At 60.1% G+C, this 25,856-nt stretch carries 27 protein-coding genes; 9 read left to right on the top strand and 18 right to left on the bottom strand.

Features of this window, described 5'->3' with window-relative positions; all coding sequences use genetic code 11:
* Position 1: 1 nt before the first annotated feature.
* On the bottom strand, positions 2 to 607 hold the full coding sequence (gene amrA / locus L0Y14_RS10865; protein WP_039959574.1) for an AmmeMemoRadiSam system protein A: 606 nt from the start codon (positions 605 to 607) through the stop codon (positions 2 to 4).
* Positions 608 to 707: 100 nt separating this feature from the next.
* On the opposite strand from amrA, the gene rdgC reads away from it, so the two are divergent.
* The gene (gene rdgC / locus L0Y14_RS10860) at positions 708 to 1,619 is read left to right on the top strand and encodes a recombination-associated protein RdgC (protein WP_005958953.1); all 912 of its coding nucleotides are present in this window, start codon (positions 708 to 710) and stop codon (positions 1,617 to 1,619) included.
* Between the two features lie 334 nt (positions 1,620 to 1,953).
* On the opposite strand, the gene L0Y14_RS10855 is transcribed toward rdgC, so the two are convergent.
* From L0Y14_RS10855 to L0Y14_RS10815, 9 genes are all read right to left on the bottom strand, one after another.
* On the bottom strand, positions 1,954 to 2,961 hold the full coding sequence (locus tag L0Y14_RS10855) for an NAD-dependent epimerase (protein ID WP_006473882.1): 1,008 nt from the start codon (positions 2,959 to 2,961) through the stop codon (positions 1,954 to 1,956).
* 50 nt (positions 2,962 to 3,011) lie between these two features.
* Entirely contained in the window at positions 3,012 to 4,289 is a 1,278-nt protein-coding gene (gene tviB / locus L0Y14_RS10850; protein WP_005958955.1) for a Vi polysaccharide biosynthesis UDP-N-acetylglucosamine C-6 dehydrogenase TviB, read from the bottom strand.
* Positions 4,290 to 4,393: 104 nt separating this feature from the next.
* Positions 4,394 to 5,146, bottom strand: a complete 753-nt coding sequence (locus L0Y14_RS10845; RefSeq protein ID WP_251859191.1) for a lytic transglycosylase domain-containing protein — start codon at positions 5,144 to 5,146, stop codon at positions 4,394 to 4,396.
* A gap of 99 nt (positions 5,147 to 5,245) precedes the next feature.
* Positions 5,246 to 5,740 carry a hypothetical protein gene (locus L0Y14_RS10840; RefSeq protein WP_005958957.1) on the bottom strand — a complete coding sequence of 165 codons (495 nt, stop codon included), beginning with the start codon at positions 5,738 to 5,740 and terminating at the stop codon, positions 5,246 to 5,248.
* Between the two features lie 15 nt (positions 5,741 to 5,755).
* Positions 5,756 to 7,222 carry a hypothetical protein gene (locus L0Y14_RS10835; protein WP_240991576.1) on the bottom strand — a complete coding sequence of 489 codons (1,467 nt, stop codon included), beginning with the start codon at positions 7,220 to 7,222 and terminating at the stop codon, positions 5,756 to 5,758.
* Positions 7,212 to 8,012: a hypothetical protein gene (locus L0Y14_RS10830; RefSeq protein WP_006473880.1), complete on the bottom strand. Its 801-nt coding sequence runs from the start codon at positions 8,010 to 8,012 to the stop codon at positions 7,212 to 7,214. Before L0Y14_RS10830 ends, L0Y14_RS10835 begins: the two co-directional genes overlap by 11 nt.
* The gene (locus L0Y14_RS10825) at positions 7,978 to 8,655 is read right to left on the bottom strand and encodes a hypothetical protein (RefSeq protein ID WP_006473879.1); all 678 of its coding nucleotides are present in this window, start codon (positions 8,653 to 8,655) and stop codon (positions 7,978 to 7,980) included. The genes L0Y14_RS10830 and L0Y14_RS10825 overlap by 35 nt, the downstream gene beginning before the upstream one ends.
* A 7-nt stretch (positions 8,656 to 8,662) precedes the next feature.
* The gene (locus tag L0Y14_RS10820) at positions 8,663 to 9,208 is read right to left on the bottom strand and encodes a hypothetical protein (protein WP_005958963.1); all 546 of its coding nucleotides are present in this window, start codon (positions 9,206 to 9,208) and stop codon (positions 8,663 to 8,665) included.
* A 19-nt stretch (positions 9,209 to 9,227) separates the two neighbouring features.
* Positions 9,228 to 10,058, bottom strand: a complete 831-nt coding sequence (locus L0Y14_RS10815; RefSeq protein ID WP_006473878.1) for a hypothetical protein — start codon at positions 10,056 to 10,058, stop codon at positions 9,228 to 9,230.
* Between the two features lie 90 nt (positions 10,059 to 10,148).
* Here L0Y14_RS10815 and L0Y14_RS10810 point away from each other — a divergent pair, with 90 nt between their 5' ends.
* Both L0Y14_RS10810 and L0Y14_RS10805 read left to right on the top strand, forming a co-directional pair.
* The gene (locus L0Y14_RS10810) at positions 10,149 to 11,867 is read left to right on the top strand and encodes a B12-binding domain-containing radical SAM protein (RefSeq protein ID WP_006473877.1); all 1,719 of its coding nucleotides are present in this window, start codon (positions 10,149 to 10,151) and stop codon (positions 11,865 to 11,867) included.
* A gap of 911 nt (positions 11,868 to 12,778) precedes the next feature.
* Positions 12,779 to 14,101 carry a dicarboxylate/amino acid:cation symporter gene (locus L0Y14_RS10805; RefSeq protein WP_006473875.1) on the top strand — a complete coding sequence of 441 codons (1,323 nt, stop codon included), beginning with the start codon at positions 12,779 to 12,781 and terminating at the stop codon, positions 14,099 to 14,101.
* Between the two features lie 26 nt (positions 14,102 to 14,127).
* On the opposite strand, the gene L0Y14_RS10800 is transcribed toward L0Y14_RS10805, so the two are convergent.
* Positions 14,128 to 14,322 carry a hypothetical protein gene (locus tag L0Y14_RS10800; protein ID WP_006473874.1) on the bottom strand — a complete coding sequence of 65 codons (195 nt, stop codon included), beginning with the start codon at positions 14,320 to 14,322 and terminating at the stop codon, positions 14,128 to 14,130.
* Between the two features lie 121 nt (positions 14,323 to 14,443).
* Here L0Y14_RS10800 and L0Y14_RS10795 point away from each other — a divergent pair, with 121 nt between their 5' ends.
* The 4 genes from L0Y14_RS10795 to L0Y14_RS10780 all read left to right on the top strand — a co-directional run bounded on the left by L0Y14_RS10795 (position 14,444) and on the right by L0Y14_RS10780 (position 16,279).
* Positions 14,444 to 14,827: an SEL1-like repeat protein gene (locus tag L0Y14_RS10795; RefSeq protein WP_006473872.1), complete on the top strand. Its 384-nt coding sequence runs from the start codon at positions 14,444 to 14,446 to the stop codon at positions 14,825 to 14,827.
* A gap of 32 nt (positions 14,828 to 14,859) precedes the next feature.
* Positions 14,860 to 15,312 (top strand): DUF192 domain-containing protein, encoded by a 453-nt coding sequence (locus L0Y14_RS10790; protein ID WP_005958969.1) that lies wholly within the window; start codon positions 14,860 to 14,862, stop codon positions 15,310 to 15,312.
* 363 nt (positions 15,313 to 15,675) lie between these two features.
* On the top strand, positions 15,676 to 15,885 hold the full coding sequence (locus L0Y14_RS10785) for a cold-shock protein (protein WP_006473869.1): 210 nt from the start codon (positions 15,676 to 15,678) through the stop codon (positions 15,883 to 15,885).
* A gap of 73 nt (positions 15,886 to 15,958) precedes the next feature.
* Entirely contained in the window at positions 15,959 to 16,279 is a 321-nt protein-coding gene (locus tag L0Y14_RS10780; RefSeq protein ID WP_005958972.1) for an RNA recognition motif domain-containing protein, read from the top strand.
* A 182-nt stretch (positions 16,280 to 16,461) separates the two neighbouring features.
* Here L0Y14_RS10780 and L0Y14_RS10775 read toward each other — a convergent pair whose 3' ends face one another.
* The 7 genes from L0Y14_RS10775 to L0Y14_RS10745 all read right to left on the bottom strand — a co-directional run bounded on the left by L0Y14_RS10775 (position 16,462) and on the right by L0Y14_RS10745 (position 23,726).
* Complete coding sequence (locus tag L0Y14_RS10775) at positions 16,462 to 16,875, bottom strand: acyl-CoA thioesterase (protein WP_005958973.1); 414 nt, start codon at positions 16,873 to 16,875, stop codon at positions 16,462 to 16,464.
* The gene (gene menC, locus L0Y14_RS10770) at positions 16,872 to 17,948 is read right to left on the bottom strand and encodes an o-succinylbenzoate synthase (protein WP_006473867.1); all 1,077 of its coding nucleotides are present in this window, start codon (positions 17,946 to 17,948) and stop codon (positions 16,872 to 16,874) included. The genes L0Y14_RS10775 and menC overlap by 4 nt, the downstream gene beginning before the upstream one ends.
* Before the next feature lies 1 nt (position 17,949).
* Positions 17,950 to 18,813, bottom strand: coding sequence for a 1,4-dihydroxy-2-naphthoate polyprenyltransferase (locus L0Y14_RS10765; protein ID WP_005958975.1), 864 nt, complete (start codon positions 18,811 to 18,813; stop codon positions 17,950 to 17,952).
* Positions 18,810 to 19,640: a 1,4-dihydroxy-2-naphthoyl-CoA synthase gene (gene menB / locus L0Y14_RS10760; protein ID WP_005958976.1), complete on the bottom strand. Its 831-nt coding sequence runs from the start codon at positions 19,638 to 19,640 to the stop codon at positions 18,810 to 18,812. Before menB ends, L0Y14_RS10765 begins: the two co-directional genes overlap by 4 nt.
* Before the next feature lie 127 nt (positions 19,641 to 19,767).
* A complete protein-coding gene (locus tag L0Y14_RS10755; protein WP_005958977.1) occupies positions 19,768 to 20,553 on the bottom strand; it encodes a hypothetical protein in 786 nt (261 codons plus the stop codon).
* A 21-nt stretch (positions 20,554 to 20,574) separates the two neighbouring features.
* On the bottom strand, positions 20,575 to 22,272 hold the full coding sequence (gene menD, locus L0Y14_RS10750) for a 2-succinyl-5-enolpyruvyl-6-hydroxy-3-cyclohexene-1-carboxylic-acid synthase (RefSeq protein ID WP_006473866.1): 1,698 nt from the start codon (positions 22,270 to 22,272) through the stop codon (positions 20,575 to 20,577).
* A complete protein-coding gene (locus L0Y14_RS10745; RefSeq protein ID WP_083825104.1) occupies positions 22,272 to 23,726 on the bottom strand; it encodes an isochorismate synthase in 1,455 nt (484 codons plus the stop codon). The genes menD and L0Y14_RS10745 overlap by 1 nt, the downstream gene beginning before the upstream one ends.
* 194 nt (positions 23,727 to 23,920) lie before the next feature.
* Between L0Y14_RS10745 and L0Y14_RS10740 the strand changes: the two genes are divergently transcribed.
* The gene (locus tag L0Y14_RS10740; protein ID WP_006473864.1) at positions 23,921 to 24,271 is read left to right on the top strand and encodes a hypothetical protein; all 351 of its coding nucleotides are present in this window, start codon (positions 23,921 to 23,923) and stop codon (positions 24,269 to 24,271) included.
* 5 nt (positions 24,272 to 24,276) lie between these two features.
* On the top strand, positions 24,277 to 25,713 hold the full coding sequence (locus tag L0Y14_RS10735; RefSeq protein ID WP_050799316.1) for a metal ABC transporter solute-binding protein, Zn/Mn family: 1,437 nt from the start codon (positions 24,277 to 24,279) through the stop codon (positions 25,711 to 25,713).
* Positions 25,714 to 25,856: the final 143 nt, after the last annotated feature.

Below are 25,856 nucleotides of genomic sequence, written 5' to 3'. Positions count from 1 at the left end.
CTCACCCTTTCTGGGGCTGATCCTCTGGCCGGCTGGAGAAGGATTCGGTCTCGTATCGGAAAATCTGCACACTGCCGGACCAGTGGTTCTCGGGGAGTCCTGCCTTGCGCTTCAGTTGGCGAAGAAAATCTTCCGGTTGTGGCAGTGAATCCCAGACTGAGGGGAGGAAGGTGCCGCGATTATAGCCCTCTTTCAGGATCAGCCCGTCGCGACCGGGGCGCAGCTGGGCGAGCAGCTCGGCCTCGGAAGTGAACTCCAGTGGCACAGAGGGGGTCAGGATGGAGATGTGGAGTTCGATGCTGCTCAGCTCGCTGCGTTTCAATGGCGGGAAACGCGGATCCCGGAAGGCGGCGGCGTAGGCGTTGTCGGCGACATCTTTCACTAGTGGCTGGAAGGCCTCCAAGTGGCCGATACAGCCGCGCAACATGCCATGTTTGTTGAGTGTGACGAAGCTGGCGCGTTCCTGCTGCAGGGGCTCGGGGTAGGTGTCAAGCTTGGTCTCGGGGGCGCAGCCATTGTCGAGTCCATAGGCTATCGATTCGAACGCGACCGCCATCAGCGTGTCACGCTCCACGCTGCCCAAGCGATCGGTGGTTACCTCTATCATGGTCTCTACCATGTGTCGCCGGGAGCAAAAAAGCAAGTCTGGATTCACGCTACCCCATTCGCCATAATCCCGCCCTTTTCACACACAGGAAGCTCACCGCATGTGGTTTAAAAATCTGCGTATCTACCGTTTAAAGCAGGCGTTTGATCTCTCCCAGGAACAGCTGCAGGAGCTTTTGCAGGAGCGGGCGTTCCGCCCCTGTGGTCCTAATGAGCCGTTATCGGTGGGGTGGGCGGCGGTGGTTGCCGGTCAGGAGTCAGGCTTCTGTCACGAAAATACCGGTAGCCTGATGATCTGCATGCGTCAGGAAGAGCGGCTGTTGCCTGCGCCGGTGATTAACGAGGCGGTGGCGGAGCGGGTTGCGGCGGTGGAGGAGGCGGAGGCGCGCCGCGTTTCCCGCAAAGAGCAGCGGGAGATGCGCGATGAGATCACCTTTGAACTGCTGCCGAAGGCGTTTACAAAATCCTCTTATCTGCATGCTATGATCGATCGCTCGAATCGCTGGATTCTGGTGGATGCGGCCTCGGCAAAGCGGGCGGAAGCGCTGTTGAGCCTGTTGCGGGAGACACTGGGCAGCCTGCCGCTTCGTCCGCTTGAGAGCCAGATTGCCCCTGCGGCAGTACTGACCGACTGGGTCCGGGAGCCAGAGAGCAAACCGGGTTTCCTGCTGCTGGACAGCTGCGAACTGCGCGACAGCAACGATGAGTCTGCAGTGATCCGCTGCAAGGGCCAGGATCTGGCAGCTGAAGAGATCGGCGTTCACCTGGCGGCGGGAAAGCAGGTGGTGAAGCTGGGGATCGAGTGGGAAGAGCGGATCTCCTGTAGCTTGGAGTCCGACTTGGCGCTGAAGCGTTTGCGGTTTCTGGATCTGATTCAGGAAGAGGCAGCGGAAGCCGAGGCAGAGGATGCTATCACCCGCTTCGATGTGGATTTCGCCTTAATGAATCTGGAACTGCGACGCTTTTTGCCGCGGTTGCTGGAGCAGTTTGGTGGGTTGTTGGAGGAAGGGTAGCGGATCTTCTTTGTCAGACTTGCGGTCTTCAAACAAATACCCAACTGATAGAAGGGTTTAGTTGACTTGGGTCAATGCCAGGCGGGAAGGGCAACGGGTAGTCTATGCCTGCAACGTACACGGATTGGTCGTTTCCGTGGATAAGCGCTAGTCTGCAGGTGGGGTATTCTAAGCCCTCTAAGCCTCCTGGGTTGGAGGCCCCACCTGCGTTTTTTTCTCCCCGAATCCTCATTGAGAGCTGAAGCAGCACGCTACGTTGCTTCTACCTGGATCCGTGCGCCAGGGTGGCTGGAGTTACGATGGCGCACGTGGCGCCATCGTAACAGCCTACAGATCAATAGCCGTAGAACTCCTTGAACCACTTGCCGAAGGCGGCGACGCCATCTTCCAGCTTGGTGTCCGGCTTGTAGCCGGTGTCCTTGATTAGATCATCCACGTCTGCGTAGGTGGCAACCACATCGCCATCCTGCAGCGGCAGCATGTTGACCTTCGCCTTCTTGCCCAGCGACTCTTCCAACAGCTCAATGTAACGCATCAACTCGGTGGGGTTGTTGCTGCCGATGTTGTAGATGCGGTAGGGCGCACGGCTGCTGGCGGTGTCCGGGTTGTCACTGTTCCAGTCCGGATTGGGCTGGGCTGGGCGATCCAGCACCCGAATCACACCCTCGACGATGTCATCGATGTAGGTGAAGTCACGCTGATGCTTGCCGTAGTTGAAAACGTCGATGTGCTCGCCCTTCATGATCTTGTGGGCGAACTTGAGCATCGCCATGTCGGGGCGGCTCCAAGGGCCATAAACGGTGAAGAAGCGCAGTCCGGTGGTGGGTAGCCGGTAGAGGTGGCTGTAGGTGTGGGCCATCAGTTCGTTGGCCTTCTTGGTAGCCGCGTAGAGGCTCACCGGGTGGTTGACGTTGTCATGCACCGAGAAGGGCATCGAGGTGTTGGCACCGTAGACCGAGCTGCTGGAAGCGTAGACCAGGTGCTCCACGTCGTTGTGGCGACACCCCTCCAGGATGTGGCCGAAGCCCATCAGATTGGAGTCGATATAGGCGAGCGGATTCTCGATAGAGTAGCGCACACCGGCCTGGGCCGCCAGGTTGACTACCCGGTTTGGCTTGTGGGTGGCAAAGAGATCGGCGATACCTTCACGATCCTCCAACTCCATCCGGATGTCGGTAAAGTTGGGGTGGTCCTGGGTACGCGCCAGGCGCGCCTTCTTCAGGTTGACGTCGTAGTAGTCGTTGAGGCAATCGATGCTGATGACCTCATCGCCGCGCTCCAGCAGGCGCAGCGCCAGCGCGGAGCCGATGAAACCGGCACCGCCGGTGATCAAAACTTTCATGGATTCTCCTTGGGAACCTTGAGTAATCGGGGTCGGGGCGGATGCCCTAGTTACAGGCGACCGTCCACCTGATCGGCGGGCAGGATATTCTTGACGTCGTAGAGTACGCCATCGGGTTTGCACAGGGCGCGGATCTTGTCGATGCCCATCTCGACAAACTCGTTGTGCGCTACTGCCAATACCACTGCGTCATAGGCACCCTCTTCGAGGTTGTCGATGGGGGTGACGCCGTACTCTTTGTGGGCTTCGTCCTTGTCCACCCAGGGATCGTAGACGTCGACGGAGGCGCCGTAGTCATCGAATTCGGCGATGATGTCGACCACGCGAGTGTTGCGCAGATCGGGGCAGTTCTCCTTGAAGGTCAAGCCGAGCACCAGCACCTTGCCGTTGCCGGAGATCACGCCGCGCTTCATCATCAGCTTGACCACGGTGTAGACCACATAGGAACCCATGCTGTCGGAGAGGCGACGGCAGGCAAGGATGATCTCGGGCTGGTAGCCGGTGGCCTGCGCCTTGTGAGCGATGTAGTAGGGGTCGACACCGATACAGTGGCCACCTACCAGGCCGGGCTTGAAGGGCAGGAAGTTCCACTTGGTGCCAGCGGCCGCCAGTACCTCCTCGGTGTCGATACCGAGGCGATTGAAGATCAGTGCGAGTTCGTTGATCAGGGCGATGTTGACGTCGCGCTGGGTGTTCTCGATGACCTTGGCAGCCTCGGCGACCTTGATGCTGCTCGCCTTGTGGGTGCCGGCCTGGATGATGCTCTTATAGAGATCATCAACATAGTCGGCGACATCGGGGGTGGAGCCGGAGGTGACCTTCTTGATGGTCACCAGGCGGTGTTCTTTGTCACCGGGGTTGATGCGCTCGGGGCTGTAGCCGGCGTAGAAGTCCTGGTTGAACTTGAGCCCGGAGATCTCTTCGATGATCGGGATGCAGTCTTCTTCGGTGGCGCCGGGGTAGACGGTCGACTCGAAGATTGCGACATCGCCAGGCTTGATCAGGCTGCCAAGCATGCGGCTGGCGCCGATCAGCGGGCTCAGGTCGGGCTGCTTGTGTTCGTTGATCGGAGTAGGAACCGTAACGATGTAGACGTTGCAGTCCTTTAGATCGTCCGGATTACTGCTGTAGCTGAGTTGAGGGCAGGCCTTGAGCTCTTCGGGTTCTACTTCCAGGGAGCTGTCGCGGCCCTGTTTCAGTTCCTCTACCCGAGCTTCGTTAATATCGAGGCCGATGGTTGGATACTGTTTGCCAAATTCGACGGCCAGAGGCAGACCGACGTAGCCCAGTCCAAGTACACCGATTCGTGTGTTCCTGAGGTCGAACATGCTGAGTCCTTGTTTATAACTTGTTGTAATTTAAGAGAATAACTAGATAGAGGGTTCTGCAGTAAGGGTGCAAAAAACCTTACGAATAGTAGCGTGTGGCTAATTCAAAGGCGAGATTTTTTCTTGAAGGTGAGATGTCGTTCCGAAAAATCTCTGGAGTCGAATCCAGCCGCCTTCAGCAGTGGCAGAGCCTGCTTTGCTGCGTGCTTATCCGCAATTACCACCACCACGCGAAATCGTTGTGCCGGGGTGCGGAACCAGTCGAAGTGGAGCGCCGGAAAACGGGCGGTGAGATGGGCCAGCATGGCCTCCGCCCGGTAGGGTCGGCTGAACTCGACCAGGAGCAGTTTCTGTTCACTTGCGAAGTCGGTCTGGCGCTGGCTAGTGGCGGTGGCAGCATAGCGGCCAAGCAGGCTCTGTAGATGACGGTAGATATAGCGGCTGTACCAGTCGGCGCCATCGGGGATCGGTGCATCCCCTTTGGTGATGCGACTGGGACCATAATTGTAGGCCGCCAGCGCACGGTGTAGATCGCCATCGTAGCGCTGTAGCAACTCCTTCAGATAGCGTCCGCCCGCCGCCACGTTACGACAGGGCTGATAGAGATCGGCGAGCCGATAGATGCCCAGATGATTGGCGGTCCCAGGCCACTGGATCTGCATCAGACCGTGGGCATTGGCTTTGGAGATGGCATTGGCGTCGAAGTCGCTCTCGCCCCGGGCCACGGCCAACAGCAACAGCGTGGGCAGCTGCTGGGCTGCCGCAGCCCGCTGGAAGCAGTGCAGATAGGGGAGCCTAGCTGAGATGGCAGGCTGATGCTCCTGCTGTTCAAGAAACGCCCGCCAACGTTGCTGCATCTCGCTGGATCGAGCGGATGAGGATCCAGGTGCTGCATAAAGCAGTGCCGGTATTAGCAGCAATGCGAGGGTGGCGGCGCCTCGGCTCAGGAAGGCCATCTATGGCGTTCCCTGTTCGATGGGAAGGCCGCTGGCACTGCTGATCAGCGCGAGTCCGACGCGCCGGTCTGGTTCGCCACGGTAGGCAAACTGGGCCTGGTATCTGCCGCTGCCGCTCTGTTCCACGTGGACTTCACGGCCACTGAGCCGGGCGATGCGGCTGGCAAATCCAAGCGCCGAGAGCTCGCTGCGGAAAGGTTTCCAGAACGGTTGCCAAGCCAGTGGCTGCTGTTCCGGCGAACTCACCTCTGACGGGGAGAGGGTTGCCGGTTGATGTTTCGTCGATTTGGCTTGGGCGATGGGCTGGCTTGCTGCCCTGCTAGTCTCTGCTGGTGCTGGAGTAGGCCGCTTATCGTGTTGTACCGCCTCGCTTATCTGCCCAAGAGTTGCGTCAACCTTGCTGTGCAGTTCGGTCAGTTGAGGTGGATCGAACAGGCTTAAAAGCAGTAGTGCAGCGATGCTGCTGCCGGTGATAAATCCCAATATCCTGAACATCTCGTCCTCCCGCGGTTATCTGTGTGCTTGGCGCCAGTGGGCGGTCTGATGGAGCGGCTCGCCGATCTCCAGGGCGCGCCAGCTGATCGTCTGTGGCTGCTGATCGACGATCTGTTCTAGCGCTTCCAGCCAGAGCCGTTGCTGCTCTCGGGAGATGGCAGGCTGCTCATCCTGGTCACAGGGATCGGCCAGCTGGGCGAGATGGCGTGACAGGCGAGTGGCCGGCTCCCCCCGTTTGGCGAGCAGCAGGATGTAACGTTCCGGCCGCCGGGCGGAAAATAGCGCCGGTCGGGCGTGTGCAGAGGGTAACCGCAATCGTCGCCGGGGCTGTTCTGCAGACGGCTGTACACTCAGGGAGAGACAGCTGGAGGGGCTGAGGCGCAGCAGCCTCTGCCCGCCGGTCTGTTTGAAGGCAAACACGAACTCGTCTGCAGCTGCCTCGATCTCGATGGCAAAACAGCCGGGAATCCTCTCCGTTCGGTGGGCTGCAATCTGCTGCATGCCAGATTGCCAGGGGATGGGTGAATCGCATAGCTGTTCCGAGGCGGGGCTGAGGATGCGTACAACAGGTTGTTTGACACCGCTCTGCTGCGGCTCACCGGCAGTCTGCAACGAATAGATGCTGCTGCCGATATCGAGCGGCGCTGCCTCTGCCTCGAGCGGCTTCAGTGTCACCCAATATTGGCTGAGAGAGGCCGACACCGATAGTGACTGCGCCTGCATCACCAGATCTGCCTCCTCTTTGTGCCGGGTCAGATGAACCCTGCCCAGGCGGCTGAGGTAGTGGCCCACCAGTTGCAGGCGGCGGTCACTGTCTTGCTGTTGCACAAGATAGAGTTGTGGGCTGGTTAGAGGCAGCTGACGGATCTGGCAGGCGAGATCGCTGGCCAGTCGATGTGCCGCCAGATCTGGCTGGTCTGTCCGGAATGGCAGTCTGCGCAGGCCGCGCAGCGCCTCGTCGTGATGCGCCTGCTGGCTCAGCGCCAGTTGTGCCGCATCCGCGCTCCCCTGCCACTGCAGTCCAACCCCGGAGACCCAGTGATTCTCCTGCAGATCCAGGATCCTGACCGAAACACTTAGTTGTGCGCCAGGCCGTCTCTCCATCTCGATGCCAAGCAGGTAGTGGACCTCCGGGGTCTCAGCACAGGCCCGCTGCCGTGAGTAGAAGCGCCACTTGTCTGTCGCATTGAGCGAGAGCAGGTTGATGCTGCGCTGCGGTAGCAGCCCCTGGGTCAGGCGACGCGCGATTGAATGGCTCAGCTGATCCTCCAGCGGGGAGATCTGGCCTGCTTGCAGGCCGCCGATCAGGATCGGCTGCCCCATCAGGCGTGGTTCACGGGTGAGTCTCTGTTGCAGGTGGGGGATCAGTTGCTGGTCGATCCAGCGATCCAGGCTGCTGCTTGCGGCAGGGCGCTGGGGTTGGCTGCCGCAACCGACGAGGATCAACAGAAACAGCGGGCAGAGAAGGCGCTCAATCTTCATCTACGGCTCCTTTGATGTGCACTTTGCCGTGGCGATCGATCACCAGATCGCCCTGGCGATACTGCTGCATCAGCTGTTTGATTTCGGTGTGGATTGCTGCGGGCAGCACCACTCCCCAGGTCATCTCGTCTGCCCTGCTGGTGGGCAGGGCGTTGATCAGGGCACTGGGGACGGTTGCAGTGCTCATCTCGTGGATTTGTGATGGCGGCCTCTGCTCGATGTAGCTGAGGGCGGAGGTGGCGCGCCAGGCCATCTCACCGGAGATGGCGAAAAACTTGATGTGGCGTTGGCGAATCAGCTGCAGCAATACCTGATCGGAAGCGAAGCGCAGGGTGAATCCGGGTTGTCTGAGCAGCTTTGCGGGTTGAGTGGTGTCGCTTGGCCAGCGCTGCGCCTGCGCCTCCCGGCTGCTTTTGCGCTGTTCGGTTGCGCTGGCCAGTTGGCCGCTTAACGCTTCGATCTGGCGGCGTTGCTGCTGGATGGTCGTTGCGGATTCGCGAGCCGACTGCGCCATTTGTTGCGCCCTCGCAGCGGCCTGCTCGAGCTGTTGGTGCAGTTGTGATAGCTCTGCCCGATGTTGTTCCCGCTGCTGCGTCAGCTGGCTGATCTGCGCGCTCAACGCCTCTCGTTGCGGGTCGTCTTGGGGCAGTGACTGGACCAAGGCAAAGATCGCCAGCAGGCAGAAGCCGAGGATCGCCATGAAGCGCATCACATCGGTCTGCAGGCTGTCGCCGCCGTCACCCTGCAGGAATGGATCAGTGGGCTCGATGTTCGAGTAGCTTGGGTACATGGTCGGTTTGGTCCTTATTTCCCATACTCTCCAGCTGCTGCTCAATACGCTGTAACACCAGCAGTATCGAGTCGCTCTGCTGTGCGTGGTGCTGCAGATAGAAGCGGCGCAGCTCGCCGCCCACAGAGAGGGCCTTGATCAGCCGCATCAGATAGCCGCCTATGCCGCCGAAGATGGTGGTGGATAGGGCCAGCAGGATGCCGCCATCGACCAGCCGCTGCAGGATCACAAACGCCCCCAGCTGGGCGCTAGAGGTCGGATCCCCAAGCGCCTGCAGCAGTGCGCCGCGCATGCCGATGGCGGTCCAGATTACGCCGATGCCGAAGAACAGGCCGGTCCAGACATCCAGCAGGTGCTCCGTCTGAGCGACCTGTTCGGGTGGGTCGCCACGCTGCAGCTTCTGCTTCAAGACAGTGAGATTGACCAGAAACAGCAGCGCGATCAGGCTGAACGGTAGCAGCGCGCTACCGAGGTTCTGGTTGAGCCAGTCGAGCCACTGCTGCAGCGCCATCAGTTTGCCGCTGTCGATGCTGATCGCTCCGCTCAGACTGGCGAGGTAGAGGCCACTGGCTCCCAGCAGCAGGGTCACACCACCGCCAGCGGCAAAACCCTTCAGAAAGTGACCTGTGGTTGTCTGGTTCATTTTGGCCTCAGTTGCTGCGGCAGGCGGTGCAGGTGGCTTCGAGTACCAACTCGGTCTCCTGCAGCAGACGGTCGGCACGCTGGTAGCCGCTGTTGTCTCGGCTGATCTTGAGCAATCCCTGCTCCTTGTCGAGCAGCTCCTGCTGCATCTCGCTGATCAGCTGTTGCTGGCGGGTGCAGCTGGTGGAGCAGTTGTTGTAGTCCCCCATCAGGGAGACATATTTGACGTTGAAATAGCGGTTGTAGAGTTCCCGGGCCTGGCGCTTGCTGAGCAGGCTGGTGCGGTGGGCCCACATCATGAAGTCGCTGAACTTCTCCTTGTTGGCGGGTTGTGGGTCGCCCTCGGCGATCTTCATCAACTGACTGAAGTAGGCATTGAAACGGTAGCCGCAGATGTCGCTGAGGTCCTGTTTTGCCTGCTGCATCGCCTGATTCAGATCGTGCCCTTCGGGTGGATTGCAGACGTTGGCCTTGACCGTCTCGCTGTTACAGCCGCTGATAGCGAAAAGAGTGGCTGCGAATGCGCTGGCGTAGAGGCTGTTTCGGATCTTCATGCTCTCTCTCCTGGTCTGTCTACATGGCTAGTGGGCTGTGGTAGTCGGCGGCCTGGGTGGCGGGAGGTGCGGCGATCGGCTGTTCTGCTGCCGGGTCGCCGAACAGGATCTGTTTCACGCCGTTCACAATCTGCTGCATCTCCGGAGTGATCACGCCGAAGGATTGCGAGAGCTGCCCCATCAGAGTGGCGCGGCTGATCTCTTGGCGGGTGCGGGTGATCAGGTTGGCGGTCTCCTCCATGTCGAGGTAGATGTCGGAGGCGATCACCGCCAGCGAGGTGTCGTTGGAGGCAGAGCCGTTGGCGACCAGCTTGTAGTACTGGTTGAAACGGTCGCTGAGACGCATCCCAGAACGGCCGCGCAGGCTGGGCCGGGTGCTGTCGGCTATCTGCTGCGACTCACCGAGCAGGGCCTGCTGCAACTCCCAGGGGGTCATGCGTTGCCCCAGTTCGGTGCGCAGGCGTTTCGCTAGACTCTTGCGGGTGGTCTCCACCGCACTCTCCATCTCAGGCAGGTTCTGCTCCATGATCTGCAGCATCTCCAGATAGCTGGTACTCAGCTGTTGGCGCAGCTGGTTGCAGCCGGGGTCCTCCTCGGCGCCATCGCATTTGCTCTCGATGGTCATCTGCTGCTGCAGATCGAGCCGTTCGATCACCTGTTGCAGGCCGCTCTCCATCTCCTTTGCCACCCTGCCGGTGTGGCGGATATCCTCTAGAACAGTGGTGGGGAAGAGCTTCAGCGTCGGAGCTGTGGCCGACGGGGTGGGGCTGGAAAAGAGTGCCAGCCAGACGGTAGCTGCGGCGATCAGGGGTAGGCCTCTGTGGCTGGCGGGGGTGGTGTGGGTTGGCATGGTTGGTCCCTCCTTTTGAATCTGCAAAGAGTTTGGACCTGCTTAACTGAACGGCTGCTGAATACCTTGTGCCGGTGTATAGTGCGCGCGATGATCGATCCTGACCGGTGCCTCAGCGCCGCATCCCACCCGGTAGCCCTGGTTGCACTGCATGCGGGCTACAGCCACTCTTCGCTGGCGATCCGCTCGCTGGCCGCCTTCTGCTGGAACGAGCCTTTCCATGCCGGGATCCAGCTGTTCGAGGCGCAGGTCAATGTCAGTCACCAGACGCTGCTTGAGGAGCTGGTGGCCTGGCAGCCGCGGCTGATCGGCTTCTCCTGCTATCTCTGGAATATCGATGCCTGCATCCGCTTGGCGCAGCTGCTCAAACAGCTGCTGCCGGAGTGTCGGATCGTCTTTGGCGGGCCGGAGGCAGGACCGCGGGGCGAGGCGCTGCTCAGGGCTGTGCCGATCATCGACTTTGTGGTGGATGGTGAGGGCGAGGCGGCATTTCGCGATCTATTGCGCTGGCAGTTTGCTGGGGTAGGGGAGTTGTCAACCATCTCTGGCCTGATCTGGTGGGATCAGGGCCAGATCCACCGTAATCCGATCCGGTTGTTACCGGTGGAACAGATCCCCTCCACCATCCTGCTGAGTAGCTTTGATGCGGGGAAACCGCTGATCTACTGGGAGACCTCCCGCGGTTGCCCTTATAAATGCACCTTCTGCACCAGCGCCACTGACCGTCTGCGTGCCTTCCCCATCGAACGGGTGGAACAGGAGCTGGCGGTCCTCTCCCGATTAAAAGGCAAGACCATCAAGCTGCTCGATCGCAGTTTCCATCTCGGCAAACAGCGCACCCTGCGTCTGCTGCAACGTTTTGCCGAAGCGGAGGGTGATCTGCGTTTCCATCTGGAGCTCAACCCGGATCGTATCTCTGCGGAGGCGATGGTGATCTTCCGCCACGCCGAGCCGGGCCGTTTTCAGTTTGAGATCGGCCTGCAGACCCTCAATGAACCGGTGCTCAATGCCATCGAACGGCAGATGGAGGTGTCCAAGGCGCTGGATAATATCCGCGAACTGGTGGCGATGAAGCGCCATCCAGTCCACCTCGATCTGATCGTCGGGCTGCCGGGGGAGGATGCGGCACACTGCGCCGACTCACTCAACCGGGTGTTCCGGCTGTTTCCCGAGCATCTGCAGCTCGGCAGCCTGAAGCTGCTGCCCGGAACGCCGCTGCATGATCAGGCACAGACGCTGGGCTACCGTTGGGATCCGCAGCCACCCTACGAGGTGTTGGCCCATCCGCTGCTTAGCTTCCAAGCGTTTGCCCGCTTCAAACGCTATGCGGCCCTGCTGGAGCGGCTCTGGAACAGTGGCTATCTGGTTGCGACCCTGATGCGGCTGGTGCCGCACCACTTCAACGATGAGCTGGTGTGCTTTTTCGATACGCTGATGGAACAGTTGGGGGAGGGCATCGCACGGGAGAAGATGCAACCTGAGCGACTGTTCGGGCATCTGGTCGGTTTTCTTGAGCCCTGGCTGGATGGTGATCCGCTGCTGCAGGAGCTGCTGCTCTGGGACTATGCCAACTTTACCCTGCCGAACCGCAACACGCCGGCCTGGATCGCTGCCCGGATTGATTGGTCGCCACCCCTGGTGGTGGATGGGAGCCGTCGCCGGTTGCCTGTGCTGCGGCTCTCGGCAGCGGCGGTGTCGATCATTAACCGCCGGCGTCTGGAGCCACTGCAGGCTGGTCATTATGGGGTCTGGCCACGTCAGCACAAGCGTGGCAAGCCGGTGACTCTGGTGTCGCTGAGAACGGAATAGGAATCCCCGCTGGGCGCATGAATTTCCTGAGTTGCCTTCGTCCCGTTAATCTAAATCCTGAACCCTCAAAAATGCCTTAACCCCGCACTGATCCTGCCGCTATCGCGCATCAACAACAGCTAATATGCATCTGAGAGCCACCACGAGAGCTTGACTCTTTCAGGTGCGGATATCAGACCGGTTTGTTGTCGAAACTAGCCTAGTGTTAAAGAGGTGATGCCTATGATTAGAACGCGCAATGATCAGCGGGATATCAGCAGCTACGTGATCACTTCCATGGTGATGTTCGCATTGCTGGGAGTGATCTTGACCGGGAAGCTGCTCTTTTGGGGGGTTCATAATCTACTCAACTGAGTTTGCTGGCCCCCTGAGTTGATCGCTCAAGCTGAGGCTGCAGTCTGCCGGGAAAGCCGGCGGGCTGCAGCTTCTTTCATTTTCGGCCCAGGTGGCTTTCTTCGCATTGCTCCACCCGCTCTGTTTTCATATTAGTCTGCTCACTGCTGGCTTGTTAAGGAAACACTTATATGCACGCCGCCCGTTTGCCAAGTGAAACGCGTTGGCGAAGAGAATCGATGGTAGTCTTACATCCGGCCTGTTGATGGAATCTGTGCTCCTGGCCTCTATGATATTCGCCGACGGGGCCCTATCTGAATAGCGAGGTGCTTGCCCTCAAGAGTTCCCTCAGATTTGACTCGTCGCGGCTCGACCTGCTTCGCCATGGTTTTATTTGCGCAACTGCTGAGAGACCTCTGTGACTTGTTAACTGATTTGAGTAAATGTCTCCATTGCTTGAATCCGGTTCCGTGCAGCTCTGCTAGCCACTTTGTCACCCGCAATAAACTCTTTGTACACATTTCAAACCATCTGTTAACGTTCCGCAGCTCAACAAACAACCGGAACCCCAACACAGCATGAGTCACCAGAAACTCCACGGCCTGACCCGCCGGATCATGATCGCGATGGCCAGCGGCGCCCTGCTGGGCATACTGCTCAACCTGCTATTCGGTGCTGAAGGCCTGCTCAAGGATTATCTGACCGACGGTCTGCTCTATGTGGTCGGTGCGATCTTCGTCGCTTCGTTAAAGATGCTGGTGGTGCCGTTGGTGTTTGTCTCCCTGGTGGGCGGGGTCACCTCGCTTGGCAACCTGTCGGCGCTGGGGCGGATGAGCGTCAAGGCGATCCTGCTCTACCTTTTTACCACCGCGGTGGCGATCAGCATCGCCCTGATTCTGGCGACGGTGGTCGGGCCGGGCCAGGGCTTCGAGGCGGGGGTTGCCGATGTGAGTTTCCAGGGCAAGGAGGCGCCGCCGATCTCCCAGGTCTTCATCAGCATGGTGCCGACCAATCCGGTGGCGGCCCTCTCCGAGGGCAACATGCTGCAGATCATCGTCTTCTCGCTGCTGTTCGGCATCGCCATCACCCTCGCCGGTGAGCGCGGCCGGCACGTGCTCAACCTGTTCAACGACCTGGATGCGGTGATCATGCACATGGTGGAGATCATCATGCGTCTCGCTCCTTACGGCGTGTTTGCGCTGATCGCACGCACCTTTGCCACTCAAGGACTCGATCTGATCGTGCCACTGCTGGCCTATTTCCTGACCCTGACGGTGGCGCTCGGGCTGCATGCTTTCGTCACCTACCCGCTGTTGCTGAAGCTGCTGGCCGGGCTCAACCCGCTGCGCTTTCTGCGCAAGATGCGCGATCCAGCTACCTTTGCTTTTTCCACCGCCAGTTCCGGCGCCACCATCCCTATCACCATGCGTACCGTGGAGGCGAAGATGGGGGTGGATACCTCGGTCGCCTCCTTTACCGTGCCGCTCGGTGCCACCCTCAATATGGACGGCACCGCCATGATGCAGGGGGTGGCGACCGTCTTCATCGCCAACGTCTACGGCGTAGATCTCGGCGTCACCGAGTATCTGATGGTGGTGCTGACTGCGACTCTGGCCTCGATCGGCACCGCCGCGGTGCCCGGTGTCGGGTTGGTGATGCTGACCATGGTGCTCAACCAGGTCGGCCTGCCGGTGGAGGGGATCGCGCTGATCATCGGCGTCGACCGCCTGCTCGACATGATGCGCACCGCCTGCAACGTCACCGGTGACTGCGCCGTCTCCTGCATCATTGCTAAGGGTGAGGGAGCGCTGGATCAGGCATGTTTCGAGGATTCGCATGCCGGCTCGGTGGAGACGGCGACCAGCGATCTGGCGGGTGCGGTGGCCCAGGAGAAGGCTTAAGCCAGAAGGGTAGATCCCGCAGGAGGCTAGCGCTCTTTGCCCGGTGCCTCGGCAGCGTGCTCCATCAGGTCGAGCCAATAGGGCTCCGCCTCGCAGGAACAGCAATCATGCCAGACCTCAACGCCATCGTGCATGCTCAGACTCTGCCGTGGCTGCTGCGCAGTGGGGCTGGGAAAATTTGGGGCTTGGTTGGTCTCAGGGCCGGAAGCTCGGTTGGTCATGGGGAAACTCCTCGATTATTGCGTATATCGGGTTTATAGCAGCTGGAGCGCTGGCGGCTCATCCATCGGACGATTTTGTTGTAACATCCCTGGCATCTTTTGGCTGATCAGGACCCAACGCATGATCTCTTTTCGCACCATTCTCACCAGCTGTTTCCTGTTGTTTTCTTTCGCTCTCCAGGCCGATTTTGAAGAGGGGGAAGAGGCCAACCGGAAAGGTGATAGAGCAACCGCTTTCAAGGAGTTTCAGGCCGCCTCGCAGGCTGGTGATACCCGTGCCTACAGCAAGCTTGGCAGCATGTATCTCTATGGCCTGGGAACGGAGACGAACTACCCGATGGCCTATGTCTGGTTTGCCCTGGGTATGCAGGCGGGAGACAGATATGCCGAGCGTTTCAGAGATACGGCCGCCGCGGCCATGCCGCTGGAGCAGATCCGCCACGCAGAGGAGTTATTGAGTGAGTATCAGGCCAAACTGGGGTTGCCTGAGCCGGCATCAAAGTGAATCTGTGATCTCGGATTGATTGAACGACTCGAATGCGCCTTGCCGAGCAGACAAAAGTCGGAGTGCTCCCCGCGCTGCTGTTCGCCACCCTTCTATCGGCCTGCGACCACACAGAACGGACAACCATCTATGTCAATGACGTCCGTGCTGAAGTGGAGTTGGCGGCGGATCTGGAATCGCGAGCGACTGGCCTGATTGGGCGAGAAAAACTTGCCAAGGATCAGGGCCTGCTGATGGTGTTTCCCCATGAGAAGATCGTGAAGATCTGGATGCTGAACATGTCCATGCCCCTCGATGTGGGCTTCTTCGACAGCGAGGGTCGTCTGCTCAATACCCACACTATGCCTCCCGATAGTGGGCTGACAACCTACGCTTCAGCCGGGCCGGCCATCTACGCCCTGGAGATGAACAGAGGTTGGTTTGAAAAACATCGCCTGATAAAAAACGCCAGATTGTATCTGCCAAACCCGATTCAGGCACACTGAGCTGCCGCCGCCGGCCAGAAGCGGACGGTTTGTACAGCAAAGACTGTGGTATGCTCCCCATTGCTGCGATGACCAGGGCTCAAGGGCTGGAGCGGGTATTCACGGCCAACGTCGAGACCGGCGACGCATGCGGCAGCGTGCTGAAGGTGGCCAATCTCGCGTAATGGACGGGTTTAGTTTGCATTTCAGCCTAAGGCGATATATCTTTTGCGTCTTCATGATCTTAGTCCTACCTATAACGCCTAACATTCGCTGTTTCCTCACAGATACATTCGAATCGAGCTTCATAGTGCCTGCCAAGATTCGTGGTGGTGGTTCGTTCATTGAGACGGACATATTTGCAATTCATTGAGGTATTTACAGATGTCAGAAAGACAAACCGGAACCGTCAAATGGTTCGACAGCGGAAAGGGTTATGGTTTTATCGAACGCGAGGGCGGCAAAGACCTGTTTGTTCATTTTCGCGCGATTGTTGGTGAAGGCCATGTTTCTCTTGAAGATGGCCAAAAGGTCGAGTTTACTGAAGTCGATGGCAAGAAAGGCCCCCAAGCTGATAACGTAGTTCCGCTGTAAGTTTTGTTTCAATCCGCTGTCCCGTTTCTTTATGGGACGGTTTTCCGAACCGTTGTCGCAGCGGATTAGATAGGTGCAGGGATGCACAGACTTATTTGTCGACGAATTACGCAGCAGGTCAAAAGCATTGATTACCCTTTCGGTTCGTGGTCTCCCTAGATCGACCACAGAAGAGAGTCTGACAGCACTCTTTTCGGAATACGGCGTGGTCCGTTCTCTCAAACTGGTAAAAGATCTCTTCTCCGGTGATTGCAAGGGCTTTGCCGTTATCGATATGGAAGGACACGAAGCCCGCGCCGCTATTGCAGCGCTCGACGGCAGTGAATTCAACGGTAGCATGATCCGTGTCGGGCCCGACCGGCCAAGAAGAGGACGTGGCGGCAGACGCCGCTGACCATCTCACTGTCTTGATGCCTTCAGTTCGAGGCTGCTAAATCGGCCCAACGATCGCAGCTGCGCACACGGATGGGTGCCGGCGGAGGCGAGCCGTAAAAGGCAGAGTGCAATGGGGCGGGCATCGCCGTGATCAGTCAGCAGTTGCCACACTGATCACGGCGATGCCCGCCCCGTTAGCCGTTACTCCAGATAGGCGGCTAGGCTCTTTCTCAGCTCCTCAGAAAGTGGCATTGAGCTGCCATTGCTGAGGTCCAGCATGACGTGGGTGGTTCTCACCCGCGCCAGTTTACCCCCCTGTGAATCAAAAAATTGATAAGCGATGGTGAATGAGCTATCGCCTAGCCGTTCCACCTGTAACCGGATTTCGACTGCATCACCATGGCGCATGGGGCGTAGATAGTCAGCTTCGCTGTGGACCAGGGGCAGACCCTGTTTGGCTTCGATCAGATCATGCAGGCTGAAGCCCATTTCCGCCATGAAGGCCTCATAGGCATCGTGGGCGTGGCGCAGGGTATGGGAAAAAAATACCACCCCGGCGGCGTCGATATCGTGTAATTGGACTCTGAAGTGGTAGTCGAATCTGCTGCTCATCATTGCGGTGACTCCAGGTTGTGCAGGCCCCTTAGGCCAAGTCCGATAACGTCGTTTAACAGCAGCTGGCCCGCAATGATTTGCGGTGGCTGGGCCAGATCCCGGGCCAGCCAGTCGCTGGTGGCCAGCCCGTGGGCCAGTGGTTGTTCTGCGCCGCCGATTGCCGCGGCGAGCTGAGCGGCGGCCTGAATTCCCACTGCACTCTCGAGGCTGCTGGTGACCAGCGCCTCCATGCCGGACTCGGCAGCTCGTTGGGCCAGTCTGAGCGATGACAGCAGCCCGCCCTGAACCATCGGCTTGATGATCAGGCGCCGCACTGGCGGGTGTTGCAACAGCCTCTCCAGCTCGAAGCGGGGCAGGGATTCATCGATCGCTAGAGGGTAGTGGGTCTGTGCCTGAAGTGCTGTCAGGCTGGCGGTCTCCGGAGTGCTTAAAGGCTCCTCGATCGATTCCACCGGCAGCCCTTCGATGTCTTGCAGGAAGGCGCTCGCCTGGGCAAAATCCCAGGTGCCGTTAGCATCCAGCCGCAGCCGGGTGGATGGTGGCAGGCTTGCCGCCAACTGCTCCAGCCGGGCCAGCTCCTGCCCAACGCGATCCAGTCCTAGCTTGAGTTTGAGGATATCGAACCCCTGCGCTAGGGCCCGTTCGCTACGCTCGCCGACTTGCCCATCTAGCGCGCCGATGTTGGCATTCACCGGCACCGATTTCGCCGCCTGGGGATTGAGCCAGTGGCGAAGGCTTACGCCTTCAGCCTGACTGATGAGATCGAGCAGCGCGCTCTCCAGTGCACATCGGGCGGCAGGGCAGCCGCCCCCTATTGGTAGTGCGGCAAGCCGCTCTCTTGGTGAGTCTCCCGTCAGGGCCGGCATCTGTTGAGAGAGCCAATACTTGGCCTGTTCCCTGTTTTCTGTGCCTGCAACCGGCAGGGGGGCGCAGTCGCCACAGCCACGCAGCCCTGCCTCTGTCTCCAAGGCGACCAGCCAGCCCTGCCTCTCCTTCAGTGTGCCCCGGCTGGTGCGCCAGGGCCGTTGCAGCGGCAACCGGTAGGGGATCAGACGCGCATGCTTGATTTGCATCTCAAAGCAGCAGGCCGCCGCTCAACAACAATCCGTAGGCGAGCTGCAGTTGGGCGGTCTGTGCCAGGATTTGATTGAAGGCCGGGCCAGGGGGTTCGCTGATGAAACGGTAGAGCAGCCGCAGCGCCAACGGCAGGGCAATCAACACCAGCCAGCCGCCTGGGCTGATCTGTGGCGCCAGCAGTGGCAGCAGGAAGGGCAGCAACAGAAGGAGGGCGTAGAGTTGTCGAGCGTGCGCGCGGCCCAGATAGTGCGCCAGGGTCAGCTTGTCGGCCCGTTCATCGGTCTCTAGGTCTCGATAGTTGTTGACCAACAGTACCGCAGCGGCGAGCAGGCCCACCGCCACCGCGGCGGCGAAGGCGTTGAACGACAGACTCATTGTCTGCAGATAGTAGCTGCCGAGTACTGCCGCCAGGCCAAAGAAGAGGAACACAAACAGCTCGCCGGAGGCGCTGTAGGCGATTGGCCTGGGGCCGCCGGTGTAGGCGTAACCTGCCGCCAGCGAGGCGAGCCCCAACAGCACGATCGGCCAGCCGCCGTGCCAAGCGAGATAGAGGCCGATTAGAAACGCCAGACCGAAGGCGAAATAGGCAGCCCGCTTCACCTCGGCGGCGCTGAACCAGCCCTGGGCGGTAGCGCGGGCCGGGCCGATGCGCTCGGCGGTGTCGGCGCCACGCTCGAAGTCGGCGGCATCGTTGTGCAGGTTGGTGCCTATCTGGATCAGCAGCGCGCCAGCTAGGGCCGCCAGGGCGGTTGGCCAGTGGAGCTGCGCCGTCTCCGCCCAGGCGAGGCCGCTGCCCACCAGTACTGGCACCAGCGAGATCCCCAATGTCTTGGGGCGAATCGCGAGCAGCCAGCGCTTCATGGGCGACGCGGGAATTTGTTGAAATCCGCCGGACGCTTCTCGACGAAGGCGTCGCGCCCCTCCTGGGCCTCTTCGGTGAGGTAGAAGAGGGCGGTAGCGTTGCCCGCCAGCTCCTGAATGCCGGACAAGCCATCGGTATCGGCGTTGAATGATGCCTTCAGCACGCGCAGCGCGGTGGGAGAGAGCTGTAGCATCTCGCGGCACCACTGCACCGTTTCCGCCTCCAGCTCAGCTAGCGGCACCACGGTATTCACCAGCCCCATCTGCAGTGCCTGTTGCGCGTCGTACTGGCGGCAGAGGAACCAGATCTCCTTGGCTTTTTTGAGGCCCACGGTGCGCGCCAGGATGCCGGCGCCTAGGCCGCCGTCGAAGCTGCCGACACGGGGGCCGGTCTGGCCGAAGCGGGCGTTGTCGGCGACGATACTGAGGTCACAGATCAGGTGTAGTACGTGGCCGCCGCCGATAGCGTAGCCCGCCACCATCGCTATCACTGGCTTGGGTAGGGTGCGGATCTGGCGCTGCAGCTCCAGCACGTTGAGCTGCTCCACACCGTTATGGTCCCGGTAGCCGCCGTCGCCGCGAATCTTTTGATCGCCGCCGGAGCAGAAGGCGAGATCGCCGGCGCCGGTGAGGATGATGACGCCGATCTGCGGGTCGAGATGGGCGCGGCGGAACGCCTGGCCCAGCTCCTCCACAGTCTCTGGCCGAAACGCATTGCGCACTTCAGGGCGGTTGATGGTGATCTTGGCAATGCCCTCGGCCTGGTGGTAGAGGATATCTTTAAATTCGATGTCGGCAGGGCTCTGCCACTGGATAGGCTTGTTCATAATTGGAATCTGTTATCAATTTTCATCCGGTAATTAAACATGACACCGTATAGGTCGGGCTGCGCCCGACATCATCCTTGAGTTCAATTGATGACACGCGGCGGCCACGGGCCGTCCTATATTCTGTTTACTCTTCCAACACCCAGCCGATTTCGGCGGCGCTCTGTGGGCCGATCACACAGTGGCGCAGGCTAGCCGGCATCTGTGCTTCGCTGGCAGAGACGGCGAGCCGACCCGCCATTATCTCACAGCGGCTTTGCGGGTGAAGGGGTTGTTTGTCGGGCCGGGCGTAGCCGATGGGGAAGAGCGGCATGCCATCGGCGCCATATTTGTCGCTCGCGCCCACCGTATGCAGTAGCTCATGGGCGATCACAAGGTTGTTCTTCTGCGTCTGTTTGTCGATGGCGTAGGCGTGCACCACGCCTAGCAGCCCCTTCTGCAGACCCAGCGAGTGGGCCAGGGCGGCGCCCTCCCGTCCCTGCTGATAGAGCACGAAGATCCTCACGCGATGCTGGTTGGAGTCTTCATCCGGGGTGTTTTTCCAGGCCCAGTAGCGTAGCTGGAGGCTCCAGGTGAGCCTCTCCAGCAGGCTGGCGTCGATGGCCGGTACTGCGGGAGGTGGGGTGTCGATCTGCGTTCCCAGACGGGTACGGGTGGGGGGGGCGATAAACACCTCATAGCGCTTCGATTGTTGTTGGATGAACCGGTCGATGGCGGCGAAGTCTGCGTCTTTTAGGCGCTGGATATAGGCCGCGGTGTCGGTATTACCATCCGCATTGATGGGGAATATCACCACATCCAGAGGCTCGAACCAGGATGTCGAGTCGAAGGCCTGATGGTGGGTATAGAGGGCGACGAACAGCAGCAGACCGAGCAGCAGTAGGATGCGGAGGTTACGAAAGCTGAAGAGCATGATTGGTCGGTCTCCGGTCGATCAGTCGCGGGCGACGGTCTGCCAATAGTCATGCTGGCGCTGCAGACTCAGGCTCCGGTTCAGCACCACCTCGATCAGGCTGACACCGTTTGCCTGTATGGCCTGCTCTAGTGCTGGTCTGAACTCGGCCTGCCAGGTCACTCGCTGGAAGTTCAGTCCATAAAGTCTGGCGCTGTGTGAAAAGTCGAGTCCGGTGGGCATCAGCCAGTGGGCTTCGAACTGCTCCAGCCCCGCTTGGGGCAGTTGGCCGAAGATGGCGCCGCCACCGTTGTTGAGCAGGATGATCACACCCTGCAGATCTCTGGCCGCGAGCAGGCCGTTCATGTCGTGGAACAGCGCCAGATCCCCTAGCAGACCGACCACTGGCGTCTCGCTGGCAGCCATCAGGCCGAGCAAGGTGGAGACGTTGCCGTCGATGCCACTGGCGCCCCGGTTGGCGAAGATGCGCAGCCTCTTTGAGCCACTGCCGCTGAAACTGTCGAGCTGGCGGATCGGCAGGGAGTTGCTGCTGAACAGGGTCGAACCTGCCGGCAGCCAATCGATCAGCTGTTGGATCAGCTGATCTTCGAAGGGGATCTTCTCGGCCGGGAGGCGGCAGGTGGCCGCCTGTTGCTCAGCACGCACGAAGGTTTCGAGCCAATCGGCCGGGGCCGGCGTGAGGCTTGTCTGGCTGAGCGCCTCACAGAGTGCTGTGGCGTCGGCGCGAATCATCTCGCGGCTCTGGTGTAGCGGATCGGGCCAGTCGCCACGAGGGGAGCAGAGCAGGGTGGCAGGTTCGGTCTGCGCCAGATAGTCGAGCAGGGCCCCGGAGACCGGGGCGGCCCCAAAGCGCAGCAGCCATTGGGGTTGGTGGCTGCGGCTGAAGCGGTTTCGGCGCAGGAAGGCGTCGTAGTGGCAGCAGACCCGGGAACGATCGTGCTCGCCGAAGCGCAGCTGGCTGAGCGGATCGGCGAGGATCGGGCAGTCGAGGCGGGTGGCCAGGGTTGTCACCGCTTCAGGGAAGCCGGCTCTCTCCTGGTCGGGGCCGCAGAGGATCAGACCCGGCTTGCCGGAGATGTGCGTACTGATTCGATTGATCTGTTGCGGATCGGGCAGCAGCCGTGGCGGCGACCAGGGCTGTGCCTCGCCGGGGGTGGATGGTGCGGGTATCTGCTGGGGCACCAGCGGCTCACGAAACGGCAGGTTGATGTGCACCGGCCCGGGATTTGGCCAGCGGCTCTGCTGGCTTGCCTTGATCGCCAGGCTACGGATGAAGTGCAGTGCCTCTGCTCCTCTCTGGGCCGGGCCTGGGTCGTGGAAGGCACGCACCTGGCTGCCGAATAGGTGGCTCTGGTCGACGGTCTGGTTGGCGCCGCAGTCGTGTAGCTCCGGTGGACGGTCGGCGCTCAGCAGCAAAAGTGGGATGGCGGCGCGGTTGGCCTCGATCACCGCCGGGTACCAGTGGGCCGGGGCGCTGCCGGAGGTGGCGATCAGCGCCACCGGTTGATGATTATGGCGGGCCAGGCCGAGGGCGAAGAAGCTGGCGCTGCGCTCATCGGGGTGGTGCCAGCAGCGCATCTCGGTGCGCCGTTCCAGGGCTAGGATCAGCGGCGTGGAGCGGGAGCCGGGGGAGAACACGGCGCGTCTGACCCCGGCGGCGATCAGGCCGTCGATCAGGGCATCGGCCCACTGCAGATTGCGCAGGGCGGTGTCGTGCATCAGGCGTTTTCCAGGGCTTCTAGCATGGCGGCCAATTTTAGCTCAGTCTCATCGAACTCCGCGTCTGGATCTGAACCGGCGGTGATGCCGGCGCCGGCGTAGAGGTGTGCCTGGCTGCCGTCGAGCAGGGCGCAGCGCAGCAGTACCGCCAGTTCGCCGTCGCCCTCGGCATTGATCCAGCCGGCGGCGCCGGTGTACCAGCCGCGTTCGAGCGCCTCGTGCTGTGCCAGCCACTGGCTGGCAACTGCTGTGGGGACGCCGTTGACCGCGCCGGTGGGGTGCAGTCGGGCGGCCGCCTGTAGCAGGCTGGTGTCTGGCTTGAGGCTGCCCTGGATCTCGGTATGCAGGTGCTGTAGTCCCCGTAGCGGCAACAGCTGTGGGCCGCTGCTCGGTTCAAACCGACTGCAGATGGGGGTCAAGGCATGCTGGATGGTGTCGACCACCAGGGCGTGTTCGTGCAACGCCTTGGGGTTATTTAGTAAGGATTCGCCGAGTATCTTGTCTTCACGCTCGTCGGCCGAGCGGCGGCTGGTACCGCCGATGGCGTCACAGTTGATCTGCGATCCTTGACAGGCCAGCAGGCGCTCAGGGGTGGCGGCGACGAAGCTGTGTTCGCCGATGCGGAATGCCAGGTGCCGGCTGCTGGGGTAGAGGCAGTCGAGGGTTGCCATCAGGCGGCCGGGATCGAGCCGGCGTTGCGCTTCGACCCGGATTTGGCGGGTTAGTACCACCTTTTCCAGATCGCTGTTGCGGATCGACTCTTTGGCCTGCTGCACCAGTGCGTGCCATGTCTGCGGGTCGGGTTGCTGGCGGGTGCGGGTGAGGCGTGTCCGCTGTCCCGGCGGGCCGGATTTCCGGTCGAGTGCCTGCAGCAGTTGATCGAACAGTGCCAGCCAGCGCTCAACTAGCAGCTCGGTTCGGCTCTCGCTGGCGATGTCGTGGCTGAAGCAGAGGCTGCAGCGATTGTTGCGCTGCTGGATCAGGATCTCCGGCAGAAAGATGGCGGCATTCGGTAGCCCCTTCCAGGGGGATATCATTGGCCTTTGCGGCACAAAGGCAAATCCGCTGAAAGCGGCCGGGGGGATGGCGGTATGGTCGGGGTCGAGACAGCGCCAGCGGGCCTGCAGCTGCTGAAATGCCTCAGCCAGATGCTGGATCGGGGTACTGCCACTGGCGTCTATGCGCAGTGCTTCGCCGGCGCCGAACAGGTACTCCTCTTTCTCGGGTTGTCGCCAGTACCAGTAGGATTGGCAGTCGCGTAACTGCGGCAGTCCGCGGAAGTGGATCTCGGGCAGTGCCAGGGTGATCGAGTAGAGTTGCCCGGCGGCAGGCGGATGGGCGGCCAGTGTCCGCGAGACTGCCGTGTGAATGCGATCGCGAAGGGATTGCCTGTCGAACATGGATGGGTGTTGTGCCTGATGGGAATGCCGGGGGCCGTTGGGGGGATCTACCATTTATCCTTCCCCGGGTGCCTGCATGCGGGCTGGACCGCTGAGATTAAATCAACGGGATTCTCTCACGCCTTTGATTTCAGTCAACCGGGATCTGTTTGCGTGGGGTAGGTGGTCTTCCCGGAAGACTTGATTTGAAACAGTTACAATGCCCGCCTGATGATTAGAATGCAGTCCGGTTGATGGAGTCTTTATTCATGAAGTTGAGAAAATCTTTGCTGTTTGGTGCCCTGTTCCTGCAGGGGATGCTTCAGGCGCATGCGATTTCTGATGCCAAGTTGGAGGTTATTCGTGAGTTGGGCCGACTGAATGGTATCGCGCTGCAGTGTGGCTATCTTGAGCAGACACAACGGATGAAGCGGGCGTTGGTGTTGCGCTTGCCGAAGCTGCGGCAGTTGGGTGAGCTGTTTGATGTAACCGCCAATAAATCGTTCATGGAGCTCATTGAGCGGGGGGAGAGTTGCCCCTCTGCCGGCACTTTGGCCGATCAGGTTGGTAGTGCAATCGACTCCCTGGAGCGGGAGTACCCCTCCAGCGAGAGTAGGTGAGGTCCATGGGTTTCCGTCCGAGTTTTTTGCCGCAGTTGCTAGTGGCGTTCTGTCTGCTGTTCAACAGCGCTGCCGCGCTGTCGGAGAGTAGTTTCCGAGTCATCGCCACAATCAAACCGATCCACTCCCTGCTGGCTGCTCTGATGGATGGTGCGGAGTCGCCGGAGTTGCTCATCTCGGGGGAGCAGTCACCCTATGGATTTGAGCTGTCGAAGGCGCAGGCTGAGCGGCTGCGCCAGGCCGACATCCTGGTCTGGGTGGGGCCGGAGCTCGAGGCATCATTGGCGAAGACGATTCAGGCGTTGCCACCTGATGTGCGGGTAATCGAGCTGTTGTCGAGTGATGTGTTGAAGATTCTGCCGATGCGGGCAGATCACAGCCAGCGTGATCCTTTTTTCTGGCTCGATGATCGCAATGCGATCCTCCTGGTTGAAGAGTTTGCTCGCTTGCTCAGTGAGGCCGACCCGAAACGAAGCCATATCTACGCCAAAAACCGACGCAAGCTGCAGAAGGAGCTGGCCCGCATTGACCGGGAGTATGAATATGGTTATCGCGGCCTGAAGGCAGGACTAGGGCTGCAGTACTACGATACTTTGCAGTATTTTGAGCAGGCTTATGCGCTGACGGTGCTGGAGCATGTTGCGGCCTCTCCTCGGCATAACACCGATGCACATGCCCTGCTTAAAGTGCGCCAGCGCATCGCGGATGGTGAGGCGGTGTGTCTGCTGACTGAAGCGGGTATGCAGGCTGAACATCTTGCGCTGCTGACTGAGGGGCAGACGATCAATGTGGGCCAGCTGGACAGCCTGGGAATCCACCTTGAGCCAGGGCCGGGTCTCTATGTCAGGATGATGGATCACAATACCGACACCATTAAGCGCTGCCTGAATGCGGATGTTGCCGAGGCGGCCCGGGCGCGGGATGTTGCCAAATCTGAGGAGGCGCCAGCCGCTGTCCATATCGGCGGTCGTTTCATCCTGACCGACCATTTGGGGAGACTCTTCACCCAAGAGGATTTTCTGGGTAGTTATTCACTGCTCTACTTTGGATACACCTACTGTCCGGATGTCTGTCCCACCTCATTGCAGGTGCTCTCCTTGGCGCTGGATATGCTCGGTGATCGGGCCGATGGGATAAAACCCTACTTCATCACCATCGACCCGGAGCGGGATACAGTAAAGGTGATGCGAAACTATGTGGAGTATTTCAATCCACGTCTGGTAGGGCTGACAGGTTCCAAGGAGATGATCGAGCGTGTTGCGCAAGAGTTCAAGGTCAAGTACGAGAAGGTGACAGAAGATGCGCCCAGTCCGGAACTCTATCTCATGGATCACTCCGCCAGCCTCTATCTGATGGGGCCGGATGGTCGCTTTATCACCAAGTTTGCCCACGGTATCACCCCCGAAGATCTGGTCAAAGAGTTGGCCTTGATCCTGCCCTGAACGGATAAGTCAAAACGCCTTGTTGCAGATGAACCCTCCCGGTTCAAGGAGGCGTGCGTCTAATATTTATCACTTAACTGATAGAGATATGTCGGATTTCTGCCTTCACTCTTTTGGATTCCTGTCTAGAATAAGACGGTGAT

It is taken from the genome of Candidatus Endoriftia persephonae, from assembly GCF_023733635.1.
GTDB lineage: Bacteria > Pseudomonadota > Gammaproteobacteria > Chromatiales > Chromatiaceae > Endoriftia > Endoriftia persephonae.
Note: the sequence above shows the minus strand (reverse complement) of the source record. Positions and strands in the feature narration are given on the sequence as shown.